This window comes from Pseudomonas sp. MWU16-30316, assembly GCF_020515645.1.
GTDB classification, from domain to species: domain Bacteria; phylum Pseudomonadota; class Gammaproteobacteria; order Pseudomonadales; family Pseudomonadaceae; genus Aquipseudomonas; species Aquipseudomonas cerasi.
In genome coordinates, this window is record NZ_JAIZAZ010000001.1 from 650,690 (window position 1) to 667,540 (window position 16,851).

Genomic DNA, 16,851 nt, shown 5'->3' on the forward strand with positions numbered 1-16,851 from the left:
CCTCAGGCGAACAGGCGGTCGGTGTTGATGAAGCCGCGCTCGTTTTCCGGGCGCGATGTACGGCAGTGCTCGGCAACGCTGGCGTCGGCCTTCATCCAGCTGAGCTTGAGCGGTTGCGGGGCATATTCCGGGTTGGGGTCCATCGGGTGCTGCAGCGCGGTCAGTACCACCAGCGTGTCCATTGGTGCGTAGAGTTCGATGTAGTCACCGGCCTTGGAGTTGTTCGGCGCGAAATGCAGGGTTCCTGTCTCGTCGACATCGACACGGCTGAACAGGTTGAGGGTCATCAACAGGTCGGACAGCCCCAGCCCCCATTTGCCCAGCTCGACCAGCAGGTTGTCGACGCCGTTTCGAAAGAAGCCGTTGCGCAATTCCTGATAACGGCCCTGGCCGTATTTTTCAGCGACTTCCTGCGCATTGAGCACGCCGCCGATGCTGTCGCTCCAGCCGCAGGTGTCAGTGACGATGGCCGCCAGCACTCGGCCCATGTCCGAATACAGGCAATGACCGTTGCTCAGGCGAGCGGTGTGCTGGCATTTGAGGCTGTCGGGCAGGTTCAGCCGCTCGGTTTTTTCGTGGGCGTTGAGCAGGGTCAGGCTGACGTTGGCGTTGCCGTGCAGGTCGGTCAGGCGCAGCAATTCACCGCGCTTGAGGACGAACGAACGATGGCCGCCACCGGGCAGCAGTTCTTCGGCGAAAACCGGATAAAGCGTGGTTGAGTCAGTCATTGAACGGGCTCCTCTGAAACGTTGAGCAGCGAATCGATGGCGGCGCGCTCGGCGCGGCGTTCGCTGTTGAGGGGGATGTCGTAAGTGATGCGCGCGCCATAGGCTCCGGGCGCGTGCGGGTCGTGGCGCACCTTGTCGAATACCAGCAGGCGGGTGCCGAGGTTGAAGCCTTCGGACAGGTCGTGGGTGACCATGAACACGGTCAGTTTGGTTTCGCGCCACAGGTCCAGCAGCAGGTGATGCATGTCCTTGCGGATACCGGGGTCGAGCGCGCCGAACGGCTCGTCCAGCAGCAGGACGCGGGGTTTCATGATCAGCGCCTGGGCAATCGCCAGTCGCTGTTGCATGCCGCCGGACAATTGCGTCGGGTACTTGTCCAGCGCATGCCCCAGGCCGACCTTGCCGAGCAACTGTGCGGCGTGCTCGCGCGCCTCGTTTTTTGCCTGGCCGAACAGACGGCCGAGCCAGGGCGAGCGGGGCAGCTCCAGACCCAGTGCCACGTTGTCGAGCACCGACAGGTGCGGGAATACCGAATAGCGCTGAAACACCACGCCTCGGCTGGCATCCGGCTCATTGCGCAGCGCCGTCCCGTCCAGCGTGATCAGACCGCGACTGGGGGTTTCCTGACCCAGCAACAGGCGCAGAAAGGTCGATTTACCACAGCCCGACGCACCGACCAGCGTGCAGAACTCGCCTTCGGCCACGTCCAGGTTGAGGCCCTCGAGCACCACCTGGTCGGCGTATTGCTGCCAGACATTGCGCACACTGATAAAGCTCATGCCCGCGCTCCTTCGTACCAGGGAAAGGCACGTCGGGTCAGGGCCTTCAGACCCCAGTCCATCAGCCAGGCGAGCAGGGTGATCCACACCACATAGGGCAGAATCACGTCCATCGCCAGATAGCGCCGCACCAGGAAGATCCGGTAGCCCAGACCGTCAGTCGAGGCAATCGCCTCGGCGGCGATCAGGAACAGCCACGCCGAACCCAGCACCAGGCGCAAAGCGATCAACAGGCGTGGCAGCAATTGCGGCAGGATCACCCGCAGGATCAGTGTCCAGGTCGAGGCGCCGAGGGTTTGCGCCTTGATCAGCAGTTCGACCGGGATTTCACGGGCTCGCTGTTCCAGATCACGGGCCAGAATCGGTGTGATACCGATCACGATCAGCACCACCTTCGACAACTCGCCCAGACCGAACACGATGAACAGAATCGGCAGAATGGCCAGCGGCGGCACCATCGACAGTACCGTCAGCAAGGGCGACAGCGTTGCGCCGCACAACGGCAGGATGCCCGCTGCGATGCCCAGACACAGACCCAACAGCGCGCTGATCCCCAAGCCGATGGCCAGGCGTTGCAGGCTCGATGCGCTGTCCTGCCACAGCAGGTAGTCACCGCTGCGCGGGTCGGCAACGAACGCCATGCGCTTGACCGCATCGGCCATCTGTACCGCGCTGGGCAGCAGTTTGTCGCTGGGGTTTTCCGCAAGCCGGGTGGCCGAGCCCATGAAATAGGCGAACAGCAACAGGGCGAACGGCAGGATCACCAGTATCAGGCGACCGGCACGATCCGGATGGCGGTTTATCAAACGCATGGCAATGACCTTTCTACTGAACGTGATTTACAGCTTGCCGTCGACGGCCATCTGCACGTAGCTGGGGTCAAAGTGCAGCTTGAGATTGCCCTTGTCGCCGAGCATCACGCCATTGGCGAACGACATGCCGACCGCATCGGCATCGCGTGCGCCTTCGCCGAGCAAACCGTGGGCGAACGAGAAGTCAGCCACCTTGCGCTGGGTGTCCGGCAGCTGTTTGCTGGTCGCGAATTCAAGGGCTTCCTTGGGCGTGGCAAACAGCTTGGTGGTGTCCAGTTGCGCCTGGAAGCCGGCCAGATCGGTCCCCGATGCCTTGGCCATGTGTTCCAGCGCAGCCTTGCTCTGAGCGTTTTTGGCGTTCATCAGCGCGACCACTTCAAACCAGGCGCCAGTCAGGGCCTTGCCCAGAGCCGGGTTGTCTTTCAAGGTCTGAGTGTTGACGACCATCATGTCCATGATCTCGCCAGGAATCTGGCTGGAGTTGAACACTTCGGTGAAGCCGGGCCTGGCCTTGATGTCCGAAAGCATCGGGTTCCAGGTGGTGACCGCCTGTACATCGTCAATATTGAAGGCTGCCGAGATATCGGCATCCGAGGTATTGACCACCTTGAGGTCTTTTTCACTGAGCTTGACGCTGTCCAGCGCTCGGGCCAGCAGGTAGTGGGAGACCGACAGTTCGACCAGATTGACGTCCATGCCTTTCAGATCGGCGACTTTCTTGCCTTCGCCCTTGAGCACGATGCCGTCATTGCCATTGGAGAAGTCGCTGACGATCAGTGCCGTGCTTTCCACGCCACCTGCGGCCGGGATGGTCAGGGCGTCCATGTTGGTCATGGTGCAGCCATCGAACTGGCCGGCGGTATACTGATTGATGGATTCGACGTAGTCGTTGAGCTGGGTGACATCGATCTTGATGCCGTACTTTTTCGCCCACTTGTCGACGATGCCCTGGCTACCTGCGTATTCCCACGGCATCCAGCCTGCGTAGATGGTCCAGCAGACGTTGAAGTGATCTTTCTGGGCGGCATTCGCCGAGAGGCTCAACGCAGCAAGCAGGCCTGCCGTCAGCAGGCCGAAGAGACGAGACTTTTGCATGTTGAGAAATCTCCAGTAGTGAAAAAAGGCGGCCAGGAGCAACGTGACACCACTGGTGTCCCTGTCTCCCGGGCTTTTGTCCCGCCGTGTAACCTCTACTGGAGGTCGCCAACTCTCGGACCAGCCACTTGCCTGACGGCAAGCCGGAACCCTAGTCGGCTATTGCAAATTGTGGTGCCGCGAACCTGTGTTGACTCCTGCACACCCATCATCAAGCGAGAGTTGTGCCAACTTGTGCCGCGCCTTGTTTTTCAAGGGCCGGGCGAGTCGTCTTCGGTCATCTGTCGCAGGAGTCGCCTTGTGCTGGTGCGAGGGCGCACCGTGATGAGGCAATGGTGGGTGAAATGTTTTGTAGCATCTTTGTAGAACGTTGAAATACGCCTGCAGGCCTTGGTTGCAGAGCCTTTGCGAGACGGTGAAGGGCCATTCATAGCCAGGCCTCGGCGCTGCCCCAAGGCACTAGAGTGCCTTTTCGATGTCAGATAATTCGTCCGCCAACCGCTTTGACGGACGCCGACCAGCGTCGCTGGATTGGCCCAATCGCGGTCCAGGAGGCCGCCATGTATCGAAGACCCTTGCTTATCACGTTGCTGACCCTTTTCCTTTCCGGTTGCTACGCAGGTCCCGGTTACTACGAATCCGATGTGTACACGCAGCCGACTGTCGTTGGCGGCGCCTACGCGTATGACAATGGCTACCGCTCTACCTACTACCAGGAGCGACGCATCTATGTGGCGCCTCAACCGCGCTATTACACCCAGCCTCGTTACTACGCCCCGGCACCCCGCTATTACGCGCCACCGCCCCCGCCGCGCTACTACCAGCCGGGACGTCCACCGGGTTATGGCTGGAGAAACGATGGCTTTCGCGGCAATGGCGGTTTCGGCCGCAATGACGGCTTCGGACGCAACGACGGCTTCCGCGGCGACCGAGGCTGGGACGATCATGGTGGGCGTGGCGGACGAGATGGCCGTGATCATGGAAGAGGCGGGCGCGGCGATGGTCGTGGTGGGCATCGATAGCTGAAGTCTGCGCGCTCACTGCCATGCCAACGCAGCAAACTGACTGCTGTGAACTGACCAGCATGCCGATGCCGCGCGTCGGCACGCTCTTCTTTAGGCTCTGCGTCCGATCTTGAGGGCGTATGTCGCAACCGGCATTGACTTTGCGGCCCGGCTTTCCTAGTGTCCGCGCATTGTTTTTACCGGATGTAACCATGACTAGCGACGACCGCATCAAGCTTGAGCCCAGCTGGAAAAACGCCCTGCGTGACGAATTCGAACAACCCTACATGGCTCAATTGCGCGAGTTTCTGCGTCAGGAGCACGCGGCCGGCAAGGAAATCTATCCGCCCGGGCCACTGATTTTCAATGCGTTGAACTCCACGCCGCTGGATAACGTGAAAGTGGTCATCCTTGGCCAGGACCCGTATCACGGACCGAATCAGGCGCATGGCCTGTGCTTCTCGGTGCAGCCGGGTGTGCCGACGCCGCCATCGCTGGTCAACATCTACAAAGAGCTGAAACGCGACCTGAACATCGATATTCCGAACCACGGTTGCCTCCAATCCTGGGCTGATCAGGGCGTTTTGTTGCTGAATACCACCCTCACTGTCGAGCGCGCCAACGCGGCTTCCCATGCAGGAAAAGGCTGGCAGCACTTCACCGACCGGATCATTCAAGTGGTCAGCGAGCACCAGCCGCATCTGGTGTTCCTGCTGTGGGGCGCTCATGCGCAGAGCAAGCAGAAACTGGTCGATGCGACCAAGCATCTGGTGCTGACCTCCGTCCATCCGTCGCCGTTGTCAGCCTACAAAGGCTTCCTGGGCAATGGACACTTCGGACGGGCCAACAAGTACCTTGAGCAAAACGGCATCGCGCCGATCGACTGGCGCTTGCCTGCGCTTTGATTTGAGAGGATTCCAGCAACCTGTTCAGTCAGCGAGCCGTTTGCTCCAGCGCCGGTACAACGGCTCGGCAAGAAACAGCACGAACAGCAGGCGCATGACCTGCATGGCCGTGACCAGCGGCACCGACAGTTGCAGCACTTCGGCGGTCAGGCTCATCTCTGCGATGCCGCCGGGCATCATGCCCAGCGTCAGTGAACGCAGGTCCAGGTGGGTGAGGGCGCTCAGCGCCAGTGCCGCCAGCGCGGCGATCAGCATGGTCAGGGCAGTGCCCAGCAGCGTGCGTGCGAGGAACGATGGCGCACGCCGAAAGAACTCCCGATTGAAATGACAACCCAGCCCGCTGCCGATCAGTAACTGACCGAGCTGACTGGCACCGTTGGGTAGGCCGATCTTCAGATCCCAGACCACGCTCGCCATGGCACTGAGCAACAGCGGGCCGAACAGCCAGGGATTGGGCTGTTTGAGGCGTTGCCACAGCCAGGCCAGCGCAGCCCCAAGCGGCAGCAGAACGGCCAGCCAGCGCCAGTCCACGATGCTGGCATGCAAGGCGGGTGCGCCATCACCCAGCAGGTATTTGAAGATCGCCGGCACGCACAGTACTACGGCAAGTACCCGCAGACTTTGCGCGGCAGCGACACTGCTCAGCGTTGCACCGTTACGTGCGCCAAGGTTGACCATCTCCCCGGAACCGCCCGGCATGCTGGAGAAGAACGCGGTAGGGCGATCCTCTCCGGTACGCAGCATCAGCCACACGCCGACCAGGCACGACAGACTGGTGACCAGAGCTCCGATGAAAATCAGCCCGAAATGCGCCAGTACCTGTTCGATGACCACCGGCGTGAAGTGCAGGCCGATGCCGATACCGATGATCAACTGACCGAACTTGCGACCGCCGGGAATCTGCGCCAGTTGCCAGCGTGTCAGGCAGCGCACCAGGATGATTGCCAGCAACGAGCCCACCATCCACGGCAACGGCCAGCCGACCTGGCTGGCGAGGTAGCCGCCCAGCAGGCCGACCAGCGGCGTTGCCCACCATTGGCGCAGAGACGAATCAGCCATGCGCCGCAGCGGCCTGCTGTCTGGCGCGCTTGCGCCAGATGCGCAGCAGCGGGAACAGCAGCATGAACACGGTCACCACCCAGACCCCGAGAGTGATCGGGCTGGACCAGAGGATCCCCAGTTCGCCGTTGGAGATCGACAGGGCGCGACGCAGGTTCTGCTCCATCAGACCGCCAAGGATGAACCCGAGCAGGATCGGCGACAGCGGGAAGTCCAGCTTGCGCAGGATGTAGCCGAAGATACCGATACCGACCATCAGGAACAGGTCGAACGTGGTGGCGTGCACCGCATACACACCGATGCCGGTGATGATCGCAATTACCGGGACCAGCGCCCAGTTCGGTACGGCAAGGATGCGCGTGAAGAGGCGAATCATCGGGATGTTGAGGATCACCAGCATGATGTTGGCGATGAACAACGACGCGATAAGGCCCCAGACGATGTCCGGCTGCTGTTGAAACAGCATCGGGCCAGGCGTGATGTTGTACAGCGACAAGGCGCCGATCATTACCGCCGTGGTGCCTGAACCCGGCACGCCCAGCGTCAGCATCGGCACCAGGGCGCCGCAGGCCGTTGCGCCGATGGCCGTCTCGGGTGCGGCCAGGCCACGCATGTCGCCCTGGCCGAACTTGCCGCTGGCGCCGGCGATGCGTTTTTCCGTCATGTAAGCGACCGCGCTGGCCAGCGTCGCACCGGCGCCAGGCAATACGCCAAGGATGAACCCCAGCAGACCGCAGCGAATGTTCACCACGAACACGGCAGCGGCTTCCTTGACGTTGAACATCATTCGCCCGGTGGCCTTGACAGCCTCCTGACCGCGATGGGTCTTCTCCAGCAGCAAAAGGATTTCGCTGATCGAAAACAGGCCCAGCACCAGCACCACGAACTGAATGCCATCGGTGAGGTGAATATTGTCGCCCGTGAAACGGTATACCCCGCTGTTGGCATCGATACCTACTGCAGACAGGAACAGCCCGATCAGCGCGGCAATGAACGTCTTCAACGGCCGGTCACCGGCCATCCCGCCCAGACAGACGATCGCGAAGACCATCAGCACGAAGTATTCCGCCGGGCCGAAGGCAATCGCCCATTTGGCGAGCAGGGGCGCGAACAGCACCATGCCGCAGGTGGCGATGAACGCGCCGATGAACGAACTCCATGCCGACAGCGACAGTGCAACGCCAGCCAGGCCCTGGCGGGCCATCGGGTAACCGTCCAGGGTGGTCATCACGGTGGACGCTTCACCCGGGATGTTCAGCAGGATCGAGCTGATACGCCCGCCGTATTCGCAGCCCAGGTAGACGGCTGCCAGCAGAATCAGCGCCGATTCGGGCGGCAGGCCCAGTGCGAAAGCGATAGGGATCAGCAGCGCCACACCGTTGATCGGTCCAAGCCCCGGCAGCAGGCCGACGACAGTACCGATCAGTGTTCCGCACAGCGCTGTGATCAGGTTGTAAGGCGTCAGGGCGACACCGAAGCCCTGGCCCAGATAACCGAAAGTATCCATTTTAATTCTCCAGAACGCTGAGCAGGCCTAAAGGCAAGGGGACGTCCATGGCCTTGTCGAACAGCAGGTACAGGCCGACGCTCATCAGAGTCACCACCACCACGCTCGGCAGCCAGCGGCCGCCATACAGGCGCGCCATGGGAATGCCGATCAGAATGCTGCTGAGGATGAAGCCCAGCGGTTCGAACAGCCCCGCGAATATCAGCAGCAGGACGATGCACACGCCGATCTTGATCAGGGTCTCGCGATCCAGCTCCGGGTCTTCCTCGGTGTGCACGATGGGTGTGGGTCTGATCAGCAGGTACAGCAGGGCGACGCTCATCAGCCCGAGCATCAGCAGCGGGAAGGCGCGTGGTCCGACCGGTTCATAGGAAAAAGGTGCCTGATAAGGCCAGGCCATGAGGGCCAGGCCTGCGCATGCCAGTAACAGCAGGCCAGCGAAGATACGTTGTATGACCATGAGAAGCTCCTGAGTCGCGCCCCTGCAGCGGGTGCAACTGAATGTCAGTCAATTGAGTTCAATTACTGAATCAGGCCGAATTCCTTGGCCATCAACTTGTAGTCGGCGACCTGCTTCTTGACGTAGGTGTCCAGTTCCGCGCCGGTCATGGCAAACGGGAACAGCTCGCGCTGGTCGCGCAGTTTGGCGAAGTCCTCGGAAGCCAGGATCTTGTCGAACGAGGCTTTCCACCAGTTGTAGTCTTCGTCGCTGACCTTCGGCCCGAGGTAGAAGCCACGTACCACCGGCCAGACGATGTCGTAGCCCTGCTCCTTGGCGGTGGGGATGTCTTTCATTTCAGGTTCGTCGATACGCTTTTCGGCGAACACCGCTAGCAGGCGCATATCGCCGCTCAGAATGTGCGGCATGGAGTCGGAAATATCGGTACTGCCCACCTGGATGTGGCCGCCGAGCAACGCGGTGGCGATTTCACCGCCGCCTTCGAGTGCCACGTAGCGCAGTGCGCGCGGGTTGATGCCGGCGGCCTTGGCGATCAATGCGGTCTGCATCCAGTCCTGGCTGCCCACGGTGCCGCCTGAGCCGATAACGACTTTGCTCGGGTCGGCTTTCAGCGCCTGGACCAGATCGTCGAGATTCTTGTAGGGCGAGTCGCTCTTCACTGCGATGGCGCCATAGCTGGTGCCCACGGCGGCGAGCCAGCGCACTGCGTTCTCATCGAAACGACCGAATTTGCCCTGCGCCAGATTGAGCAGCGAACCGCTGGACCACGCGACCAGTGTGCCGGCATCGGCGGGGCGCTGCGCAACGACGGCGTTGTAGGCCACCGCGCCGACACCGCCTGGCATGTAGGTGACGCGCATCGGCGAGGTCAGAATCTTCTCGTTGATCAGCGCGCTCTGCACCAGTTTGCAGGTCAGGTCGAATCCGCCACCTGGCGAGGCAGGGGCAATGCATTCCGGACGTTTGGGTTCGGCAAGCAACTGGCTGGCAATCAGCATGCACCCAGCGGTAGCGGCTATGTGGCGCAGGGAAAATTTCATGTTCAGTCTCCAGGGATATTGTTGTTTTTGGCAGAGAGAAGCTGTTCACCATGCGCTTTTGTCACGCGCACGGGAAAACCTGTGTGCTGTGTCACAGGGGTGGGCGTTTGCGCTGAAGTGGTGTTTTGAAGCAGGTGGCGTGAGGAGCGCGCAGAGCAGTCCTCGACGGGAGGTGCTCCATGGGCTGGCAAGCCTGGACGGGCGTAGACATGACGTGACTCCGTTTAGCAATTTATTGTTTTTATTGTTCAGACGCATCCGGGCGCCTGTTTTTACGTACCCTTTTATCGGGTCGTCTCGCGATGCTAAACGACAAACCTTTCGTAAACCTTTCAGTTGCCTTTCACGTCTTGATTAGCGAGCCGCGAATCGTTTCTGCCCTTCACAGACGGCGGCCGGCCTGTAAACTCCACCGCCACGAGCCTCGATACCCAGATCGATAACAACAGTGACAATCAGGAGACGGCGATGCGTGTTCTTCTTGTGGAAGATCATCTGCAATTGGCTGAAAGTGTCGCGCAGGCGCTCAAAAGCGCGGGTTTGACCGTTGATGTGCTGCATGATGGCGTGGCTGCCGACCTGGCATTGAACAGCGAGGAGTACGCGGTCGCCATTCTCGATGTCGGGTTGCCGCGCATGGACGGCTTTGAAGTGCTGGCGCGTCTGCGAGCGCGCAGCAAAAACCTGCCGGTGCTGATGCTGACGGCGCGCAGTGACGTCAAGGACCGTGTCCACGGCCTGAATCTGGGTGCCGACGACTACCTGGCCAAGCCTTTCGAACTCTCCGAGCTGGAGGCCAGGGTCAAGGCTTTGCTGCGGCGCAGCGTGCTGGGTGGCGAGCGGCAACAGCGCTGCGGCGTGCTGGCCTACGATCTGGATACGCGACGTTTCACACTTGGCGAAGAGCTGCTGACCCTGACCTCTCGCGAACAGGCAGTGCTGGAAGCGCTTATCGCCCGGCCGGGTCGGGTGATGAGCAAGGAGCAACTGGCGGCGCAGGTGTTCGGGCTCGATGAAGAAGCCAGCCCCGACGCCATCGAGATCTATGTCCATCGTCTGCGCAAAAAGCTCGACGGGCATTCCGTGGCGATCGTGACCTTTCGCGGTCTGGGGTATCTGCTGGAAAGCCGCGATGATTAACGACAGCCTGCGCTGGCGGTTGTTGTGGAACCTGGCCCTGCTGCTGGTGGTGTTGATGCTGGCCAGCGGCATGAGCGCTTACTGGAATGGCCGCGAAGTGGCCGACACCGCCTATGACCGTACGTTGCTGGCTTCCGCGCGAACCATCGCTGCCGGCCTGACCCAGCGTGATGGCACGCTGAGCGCCGACATTCCCTACGTGGCGCTGGATACCTTCGCCTACGACAGCGAAGGGCGCATCTACTATCAGGTCAATGACATTCATCAGAAGCTGATTTCCGGTTATGAAAACCTGCCTTCGCCGCCGCCCGGTACCTTGCGTACCGACGATTACCCGGCCCTGGCGAAATTTTATAACGGGATCTATCAGGGCCAGGATGTGCGGGTTGTCAGTCTGCTCAAACCGGTGACCGACCCGGGCATGAACGGCACCGCTGAAATCCGCGTCGCCGAAACCCAGGAGGCGCGCAAGGGCATGGCGCGCAGCCTGATGGCCGACACATTGCTGCGCCTGGGCATGCTCGGAGGGGGCGCGCTGCTGCTGGTCTGGTTCACGGTCAGCGCGGCATTGCGACCGCTGGAGCGCCTGCGCACCGCCGTCGAGGAGCGTCAGCCGGATGATCTGCGCGCCTTGCCGATGGTTGAAGTGCAGCACGAGCTGCGTCCGTTGGTGGGGGCGCTGAACCACTTCACCGAACGATTGCGCGTGCAGTTCGAGCGCCAGGCGCAATTCATCGCCGATGCCGCCCACGAACTGCGCACGCCGCTGGCCGCCTTGAAGGCGCGGGTCGAGCTGGGGCTGCGCGAACACGACCCGGAGCATTGGCGCAGCACGCTGGAGTCGGCGGCGCTCGGCACCGATCGACTCACGCATCTGGCCAACCAGCTGCTGTCCCTGGCACGCATCGAAAACGGCGCCAGGGCCATCGCCGAGGGCGGGGCGCAACAGCTGGACCTCAGTCAATTGGCCAGAGAGCTGGGCATGGCCATGGCACCGTTGGCTCATTCCCGGGGCGTTGCGCTGGCGCTGGAGGCTGACGAGCCGGTCTGGCTGCGCGGCGAGCCGACCTTGCTGAACGAGTTGCTGAGCAATCTGATCGACAACGCGCTGGCCCATACCTCGCCGGGCGGCAACGTCGTGTTGCGCGTCTATGCGCCGGGCGTCCTGGAGGTCGAGGATGATGGTCCCGGCATTCCGCCCGATGAGCGTGAGCGAGTCTTCGAGCGTTTTTATCGCCGCAGCCAGCAGGGCAGTGGTGCCGGGCTCGGGCTGGCGATTGTGGGCGAAATCTGCCGGGCACATCTGGCCAGGATCACCTTGCACGAGGGGGCTGAGCGTGGCTTGAAGGTAAGGGTCAGTTTCAGCGCCACCTGATCCAGACTGTGTAAAAACTACTGCGCTTGGCAATACTGCGTTAAAAACAGGCGAAAAATGCTCATTTAGAACACCTAGACTCCGCTTTTTCGCCTGTTTTTGCCTTGTCTTGCCTTCGCTCGTGACGTTTTTACACACCCTGGACCAGCCGAGGCTAGTAGAGCATGCTCTTGGCTTCGTCCATCTGGGCGCTGAGCACGCCTTCGCCTCTGGCGAGCCTCAGCTGGCTGTAGGCAGGCAGGTCGACCATTTCGATGAGGCTGAAGGGATGGTCAGTATTCCTATGGATATGCACCGTGGCGATCTGTACCAGGTCGGTGTAGTCAGGGCTTTTCGAGACGCGCGCGAAGTTCTGGAACTGGCCCGGCACACAGGCCAGCGGCTCGGGGAAATCCCATGAGCGCAGCAGGCGCTCGCCGATGACCGGGTGGATGCTGTCGATTACGTGGTTGAGGCTGATCGGGTCGGACAGCAGCTCGTAATGGTCTTCGGCATAGGTCAGGATCGGCAGGATCCCGATCAGGTGGATCAGCCCGGCGAGCGTGGCCTGATCGGGTTTCAGACTGGTGTAGTGCTGACACAGGGTGTAGCTGATACCGGCCACCTGCAGGCTTTGCTTCCAGATATCGCGCATCTTCTGCTCGATGACCGGCGACTTGGCGTGGAACATCTGCTCGACCACCAGGCCGATGGCCAGGTTGCAGGTGTAGTTGACGCCCAGGCGTCGAATCGCGGTATTGACGTCGCTGACTTCAAAATTCGGGCGCAGCAGGGGGCTGTTCGCAACCTTGATAAGGCGCGCGGAAAGGGCTGTATCGCTACCGATGACCTTGCTCAGGGCCGAAATACTGATCTCGGTGTCCTCTGCAGCCAGGCGAATCCTCAGTGCCACTTCCGGCAGGGTGGGGAGAAACAAGGCATCTCTGTCGATGGCCTTGATCAAGTTTCTCTGCACCTCGTCAGCCATCTTGCTCATGTTGCATCTCGCAGCTGTTGGGGGTGTCCAGAGTTATCCGCGCGCTCTTCAGAGCGCCAGGCTGTACTGGATCGCTCTAAAGACACTAGGAAGCTGAATGTGTTCGTCTGCTAGCGCTGAGTTTCGAGTTTGCTGTCCAGTGTGTAGGGCAGTTCACTCATTTGCAGCGCCGCGCCTTCTGGCGAACCAAGATTGATACGACCGTCTTCTGCCGCATCACCCTGCAATACCGCGAGCAGCTCGATGTTCTGCCCATCCTGTGCCGCAATGACGACGTTGCCCACGGCGCTGGCATGCACCGGTGAGAACAGTGCCGTACCGGGCTGCGGGATCTCTTCGCCGCTCAGGGTCAGGCGGTAAAGCCTGCGCTTTAGTTTGCCAAGATATTGCATTCTGGCAACGATTTCCTGGCCGGTGTAGCAGCCTTTCTTGAAGCTGACGCCGCCAACCGCTTGCAGATTGATCATCTGCGGAATGAATTCTTCGCGGGTGTTGCCGAACACCTGGCCGATACCGACACGGATCTGGCCCAGCAGCCAGTCGTTCAGCGGGGCTTCGCTCAACTGCGATGCCAGACGCGCTTTGATGCTGTCTACCTGTGCGCTGCGCACCCAGAGCTCGGCCCGACCTGGCGAGACGCGGATCGCGATCAGATCATCGGCGCGCACCACGCTATCGGTTTCCTGTGGCAGATCCAGCCCCAGGCTGACCAGCGCAGCGTCCCCGTCCTGCAGACCGAAGCGCACCCAGTCTGCGCTTTCATCCGTGAGCTTCGATTTGGAGAACACTGCGTATTTGCGCAGGTCGAGCAATTGCGCCTCGATCAGTTCGCCAGCCATCGCCAACAGGCAACCGTCGCCCTCGAACACGATGCGAAAACTCGACTGCATCCGGCCTTTCTGCGTGCAACGGGCACCCAGGCTGGATTTGTCTTCATTCAGATAATTGAGGTTGCACGTCAGCTGACCCTGAAGAAACTTGCTGGCATCCACGCCGCGAACGGCGAGAACGCCCTCATGGGTTAGCGTGCAGAAAAAAGCTGTGTGGGCCATGGTCATCGCAGATTGGGAAAAAAGTCCGGGGGCACATCATAGTGCCGAGTCGAGGTTATGCATACGGGTACATGAAAACTGCTGCGACCATTGCGAGATTCGCGCGCCCGGCTCACGGCTGTATACTTGCCGCCTACTTTGAGGAGCGCTCCATGGTCGAAGACGTTGAACTCAACCGCCTTTACTGGCACAGCCGCCGCGGCATGCTTGAACTGGACGTGCTGCTGGTGCCGTTTGTCCGTGAGGTCTATCCACATCTGAATGACGTAGACCGCGATTTGTACCGCCGTCTGCTGACCTGTGAGGATCAGGATATGTTCGGCTGGATCATGCAGCGCGCCGAATCCGAAGACGCTGAATTGCAGCGTATGGTTCGCATGATTCTGGATCGTGTCCAGCCCCAGTGATCGCTTTGAATGTCACTGGCAGGCTTCGCGTCTGCTGGTGACGGCGTATCTTGCGGTTCAGTCGCTGGCACTGGTCGCGTTGTACTGGCTTGACATCGCCGCGTGGGCTGCGGCGCTGTGTGCGCTGATGTGCCTGGTGCACGCTGTCCGCGTGATTCCACGCTCCATCCTGCTGACGCATCCGGCGGCATTCACTGCACTCAAGCGCGATCATCAAGGCTGGCAGCTGTGGAATGCATGTGACGGCTGGCAGCCTGTGCAGTTATGCCCCGACAGCCTTGCCTTGCCGTGGGTGGTCATTCTGCGTTTTCGCCCGATTATCGCCGGTCGGCCAGCACGATCAATAAACAGTTGTTGTATCCCGCATGACGCATTGACGCCGGACATTCATCGACGTCTGCGTGTACGTTTGAAATTCAGTCGGCATAGGTGGGCGGCACCAGAATAGTGTCCAGCGCCTCCGGCAACATATCGGGATAGTCCAGCGTGTAATGCAGGCCGCGGCTTTCCTTGCGCTGCATGGCCGAGCGGATCATCAGTTCCGCGACCTGCGCCAGATTGCGCAACTCGATCAGGTCACGGCTGACCTTGTAGTTGCTGTAGAACTCGTCGATCTCATCCAGCAGCAGGCGTACGCGGTGTTGAGCGCGCTGCAGGCGTTTGTTGGTGCGCACAATGCCGACGTAGTCCCACATGAACCGCCTCAGCTCGTCCCAGTTGTGCGCGATGATCACGTCCTCGTCCGAGTCGGTGACCTGGCTGGCGTCCCAGGCAGGCAGGTCGGCGGGCATCTGCACGTCAGCCAATTGCTTTTCGATGTCTGCGGCGGCCGATCGGGCATAGACGAAGCACTCCAGCAGCGAGTTGCTGGCCATGCGGTTGGCGCCGTGCAGGCCCGTGAAGCTGGTCTCGCCGATGGCGTACAGGCCCGGCACATCGGTATGCCCCTTGCTGTCCACCATCACGCCGCCACAGGTGTAATGCGCGGCCGGAACCACCGGTATCGGCTCGCGTGTGATGTCGATGGAAAACTCCAGGCAGCGCTCGTAGACGGTTGGAAAGTGCGTCTTGATGAAGGCTTCCGGCTTGTGGCTGATGTCCAGATACACACAGTCGATGCCCAGTCGCTTCATTTCATGGTCTATCGCGCGGGCCACGATATCGCGCGGGGCCAGTTCTGCCCGCTCGTCGAAGCGCTGCATGAAGCGCTCGCCGTTGGGCAGTTTGAGGTAGGCCCCTTCGCCACGAAGTGCTTCGGTGACCAGAAAACTCTTGGCCTGCGGGTGATACAGGCAAGTGGGGTGAAACTGGTTGAACTCGAGGTTCGCCACCCGGCAGCCGGAACGCCAGGCCATGGCGATGCCGTCGCCACAGGCGCCGTCAGGGTTGCTGGTGTACAGATAGACCTTGGCGGCGCCACCCGACGCCAGGATTGTGAAGCGCGCGCTGTAAGTATCCACTTCGCCACTGTGGCGGTTGAGCACATAGGCACCGAGGCAGCGCTGGCCGTCCAGGCCGAGGCGGCGTTCAGTGATCAGGTCGATGGCAGCGCGCTGATCGAGCAGTTCAATGTTGGGTCGCTTGATCGCCTGTTCCAGCAGGGTGCGAAAAATCGCTGCGCCCGTGGCATCTGCAGCATGAATGATCCGCCGATGGCTATGGCCGCCTTCACGCGTCAGGTGAAATTCAAATCCGCTTTCGTCGGTGTCTGCGTCATCGCCACGGGTAAAAGGTACGCCTTGATCGATCAGCCATTGAATCGCCTCGCGGCTGTGCTCGACGGTGAAGCGCACAGCGTCTTCGTCGCAAAGGCCGCCGCCTGCGTTCAGCGTGTCCTCAACATGAGATTGCACGGTGTCGGTGTCATCCAGTACTGCCGCAACGCCGCCCTGTGCCCAGAAGGTCGAGCCATTGGCGAGATCGCCCTTGCTCAGGACTGCAATCCGCAGGTGGTCGGGAAGGGTCAGTGCCAGGCTCAACCCGGCCGCGCCGCTGCCGATTACCAGTACGTCATGCTGAAAATGTTGACTCATCTGCGAATTCTGCCCTTGGCGACCACTAGTATAAGTATTGGGGTAACGGCACAATAGCCTCGCCTACATGGCAATGTGAGACCACAGCGGGTCTGGATTGTGCTCCAGTCCCTGACGTCATGCCTATTGATTTCCTTTTGTTGAGTTGCTGGAAATGCTCCAGTGTATTGATTTAAGGGAGTTTTATGCAGTTTGCGGCTCACGCCAGCGGTTGTGCCAATGGAACTTTTCTTAAAGAACCATGCTCAATAGCAGGTTGCCTACACAGGAACAGCGTCGATTTCGCAGGGTTAGATAAGTGATCATCAACTGCGAAACCGGCGACAAGACTATTCGCGCAGCCGACCGTGTCGAGCTGCGTTTTTCGTGCAGGCTTTACGATGGCTTGCAGGAAACTTGCTTGAAGGGGGAGAACTTTTGCGAAAAGCCCGAGTCTATGTTTGCGAGCCTGAACAATATCAGTTGCAACACTCCTTCAT

At 60.6% G+C, this 16,851-nt stretch carries 17 protein-coding genes and 1 riboswitch; of the genes, 6 read left to right on the top strand and 11 right to left on the bottom strand.

Annotation, left to right across the window (positions count from 1 at the left end; translation table 11 throughout):
• Nucleotides 1-2 precede the first annotated feature (2 nt).
• The 4 genes from LCH65_RS03075 to LCH65_RS03090 are packed head-to-tail and all read right to left on the bottom strand — an operon-like array spanning nucleotide 3 to nucleotide 3,414.
• Nucleotides 3-728, bottom strand: a complete 726-nt coding sequence (locus LCH65_RS03075) for an urea amidolyase associated protein UAAP1 (RefSeq protein ID WP_003363757.1) — start codon at nucleotides 726-728, stop codon at nucleotides 3-5.
• Nucleotides 725-1,507 carry an ABC transporter ATP-binding protein gene (locus tag LCH65_RS03080; protein WP_003431337.1) on the bottom strand — a complete coding sequence of 261 codons (783 nt, stop codon included), beginning with the start codon at nucleotides 1,505-1,507 and terminating at the stop codon, nucleotides 725-727. Before LCH65_RS03080 ends, LCH65_RS03075 begins: the two co-directional genes overlap by 4 nt.
• Nucleotides 1,504-2,319, bottom strand: coding sequence for an ABC transporter permease (locus LCH65_RS03085; protein ID WP_003431335.1), 816 nt, complete (start codon nucleotides 2,317-2,319; stop codon nucleotides 1,504-1,506). Before LCH65_RS03085 ends, LCH65_RS03080 begins: the two co-directional genes overlap by 4 nt.
• 27 nt (nucleotides 2,320-2,346) lie before the next feature.
• Entirely contained in the window at nucleotides 2,347-3,414 is a 1,068-nt protein-coding gene (locus tag LCH65_RS03090) for a putative urea ABC transporter substrate-binding protein (protein ID WP_226439140.1), read from the bottom strand.
• A 63-nt stretch (nucleotides 3,415-3,477) separates the two neighbouring features.
• Nucleotides 3,478-3,580: riboswitch (guanidine-I (ykkC/yxkD leader) on the bottom strand.
• 394 nt (nucleotides 3,581-3,974) lie between these two features.
• Between LCH65_RS03090 and LCH65_RS03095 the strand changes: the two genes are divergently transcribed.
• Together LCH65_RS03095 and ung are read left to right on the top strand one after the other, a co-directional pair.
• Nucleotides 3,975-4,436 (top strand): hypothetical protein, encoded by a 462-nt coding sequence (locus LCH65_RS03095; RefSeq protein WP_072366732.1) that lies wholly within the window; start codon nucleotides 3,975-3,977, stop codon nucleotides 4,434-4,436.
• A 194-nt stretch (nucleotides 4,437-4,630) separates the two neighbouring features.
• Nucleotides 4,631-5,323: a uracil-DNA glycosylase gene (ung, locus tag LCH65_RS03100; protein WP_003405314.1), complete on the top strand. Its 693-nt coding sequence runs from the start codon at nucleotides 4,631-4,633 to the stop codon at nucleotides 5,321-5,323.
• A gap of 24 nt (nucleotides 5,324-5,347) precedes the next feature.
• Here ung and LCH65_RS03105 read toward each other — a convergent pair whose 3' ends face one another.
• From LCH65_RS03105 to LCH65_RS03120, 4 genes are all read right to left on the bottom strand, one after another.
• Nucleotides 5,348-6,382 carry an AbrB family transcriptional regulator gene (locus LCH65_RS03105; protein WP_003363748.1) on the bottom strand — a complete coding sequence of 345 codons (1,035 nt, stop codon included), beginning with the start codon at nucleotides 6,380-6,382 and terminating at the stop codon, nucleotides 5,348-5,350.
• Complete coding sequence (locus tag LCH65_RS03110; RefSeq protein ID WP_003363746.1) at nucleotides 6,375-7,889, bottom strand: tripartite tricarboxylate transporter permease; 1,515 nt, start codon at nucleotides 7,887-7,889, stop codon at nucleotides 6,375-6,377. The genes LCH65_RS03105 and LCH65_RS03110 overlap by 8 nt, the downstream gene beginning before the upstream one ends.
• A 1-nt stretch (nucleotide 7,890) precedes the next feature.
• The gene (locus LCH65_RS03115; RefSeq protein WP_122241360.1) at nucleotides 7,891-8,349 is read right to left on the bottom strand and encodes a tripartite tricarboxylate transporter TctB family protein; all 459 of its coding nucleotides are present in this window, start codon (nucleotides 8,347-8,349) and stop codon (nucleotides 7,891-7,893) included.
• A gap of 62 nt (nucleotides 8,350-8,411) precedes the next feature.
• Nucleotides 8,412-9,395: a tripartite tricarboxylate transporter substrate binding protein gene (locus LCH65_RS03120; protein ID WP_170846027.1), complete on the bottom strand. Its 984-nt coding sequence runs from the start codon at nucleotides 9,393-9,395 to the stop codon at nucleotides 8,412-8,414.
• 462 nt (nucleotides 9,396-9,857) lie between these two features.
• On the opposite strand from LCH65_RS03120, the gene LCH65_RS03125 reads away from it, so the two are divergent.
• Together LCH65_RS03125 and LCH65_RS03130 are read left to right on the top strand one after the other, a co-directional pair.
• Nucleotides 9,858-10,529 carry a response regulator gene (locus tag LCH65_RS03125; RefSeq protein ID WP_003363740.1) on the top strand — a complete coding sequence of 224 codons (672 nt, stop codon included), beginning with the start codon at nucleotides 9,858-9,860 and terminating at the stop codon, nucleotides 10,527-10,529.
• Entirely contained in the window at nucleotides 10,522-11,904 is a 1,383-nt protein-coding gene (locus LCH65_RS03130; RefSeq protein ID WP_003431327.1) for a sensor histidine kinase, read from the top strand. The genes LCH65_RS03125 and LCH65_RS03130 overlap by 8 nt, the downstream gene beginning before the upstream one ends.
• A 154-nt stretch (nucleotides 11,905-12,058) precedes the next feature.
• On the opposite strand, the gene LCH65_RS03135 is transcribed toward LCH65_RS03130, so the two are convergent.
• Nucleotides 12,059-12,880 (bottom strand): HDOD domain-containing protein, encoded by an 822-nt coding sequence (locus tag LCH65_RS03135; protein WP_003431326.1) that lies wholly within the window; start codon nucleotides 12,878-12,880, stop codon nucleotides 12,059-12,061.
• A gap of 110 nt (nucleotides 12,881-12,990) precedes the next feature.
• A complete protein-coding gene (locus LCH65_RS03140) occupies nucleotides 12,991-13,932 on the bottom strand; it encodes a folate-binding protein YgfZ (RefSeq protein WP_032609198.1) in 942 nt (313 codons plus the stop codon).
• A 152-nt stretch (nucleotides 13,933-14,084) separates the two neighbouring features.
• Between LCH65_RS03140 and LCH65_RS03145 the strand changes: the two genes are divergently transcribed.
• Nucleotides 14,085-14,339, top strand: a complete 255-nt coding sequence (locus tag LCH65_RS03145) for a succinate dehydrogenase assembly factor 2 (protein WP_226439141.1) — start codon at nucleotides 14,085-14,087, stop codon at nucleotides 14,337-14,339.
• Nucleotides 14,323-14,787, top strand: a complete 465-nt coding sequence (locus LCH65_RS03150; RefSeq protein ID WP_072366741.1) for a protein YgfX — start codon at nucleotides 14,323-14,325, stop codon at nucleotides 14,785-14,787. The genes LCH65_RS03145 and LCH65_RS03150 overlap by 17 nt, the downstream gene beginning before the upstream one ends.
• On the opposite strand, the gene nadB is transcribed toward LCH65_RS03150, so the two are convergent.
• Entirely contained in the window at nucleotides 14,756-16,372 is a 1,617-nt protein-coding gene (nadB, locus tag LCH65_RS03155) for an L-aspartate oxidase (protein ID WP_226439142.1), read from the bottom strand. The two genes, LCH65_RS03150 and nadB, sit on opposite strands and share 32 nt — an antisense overlap.
• Nucleotides 16,373-16,851: the final 479 nt, after the last annotated feature.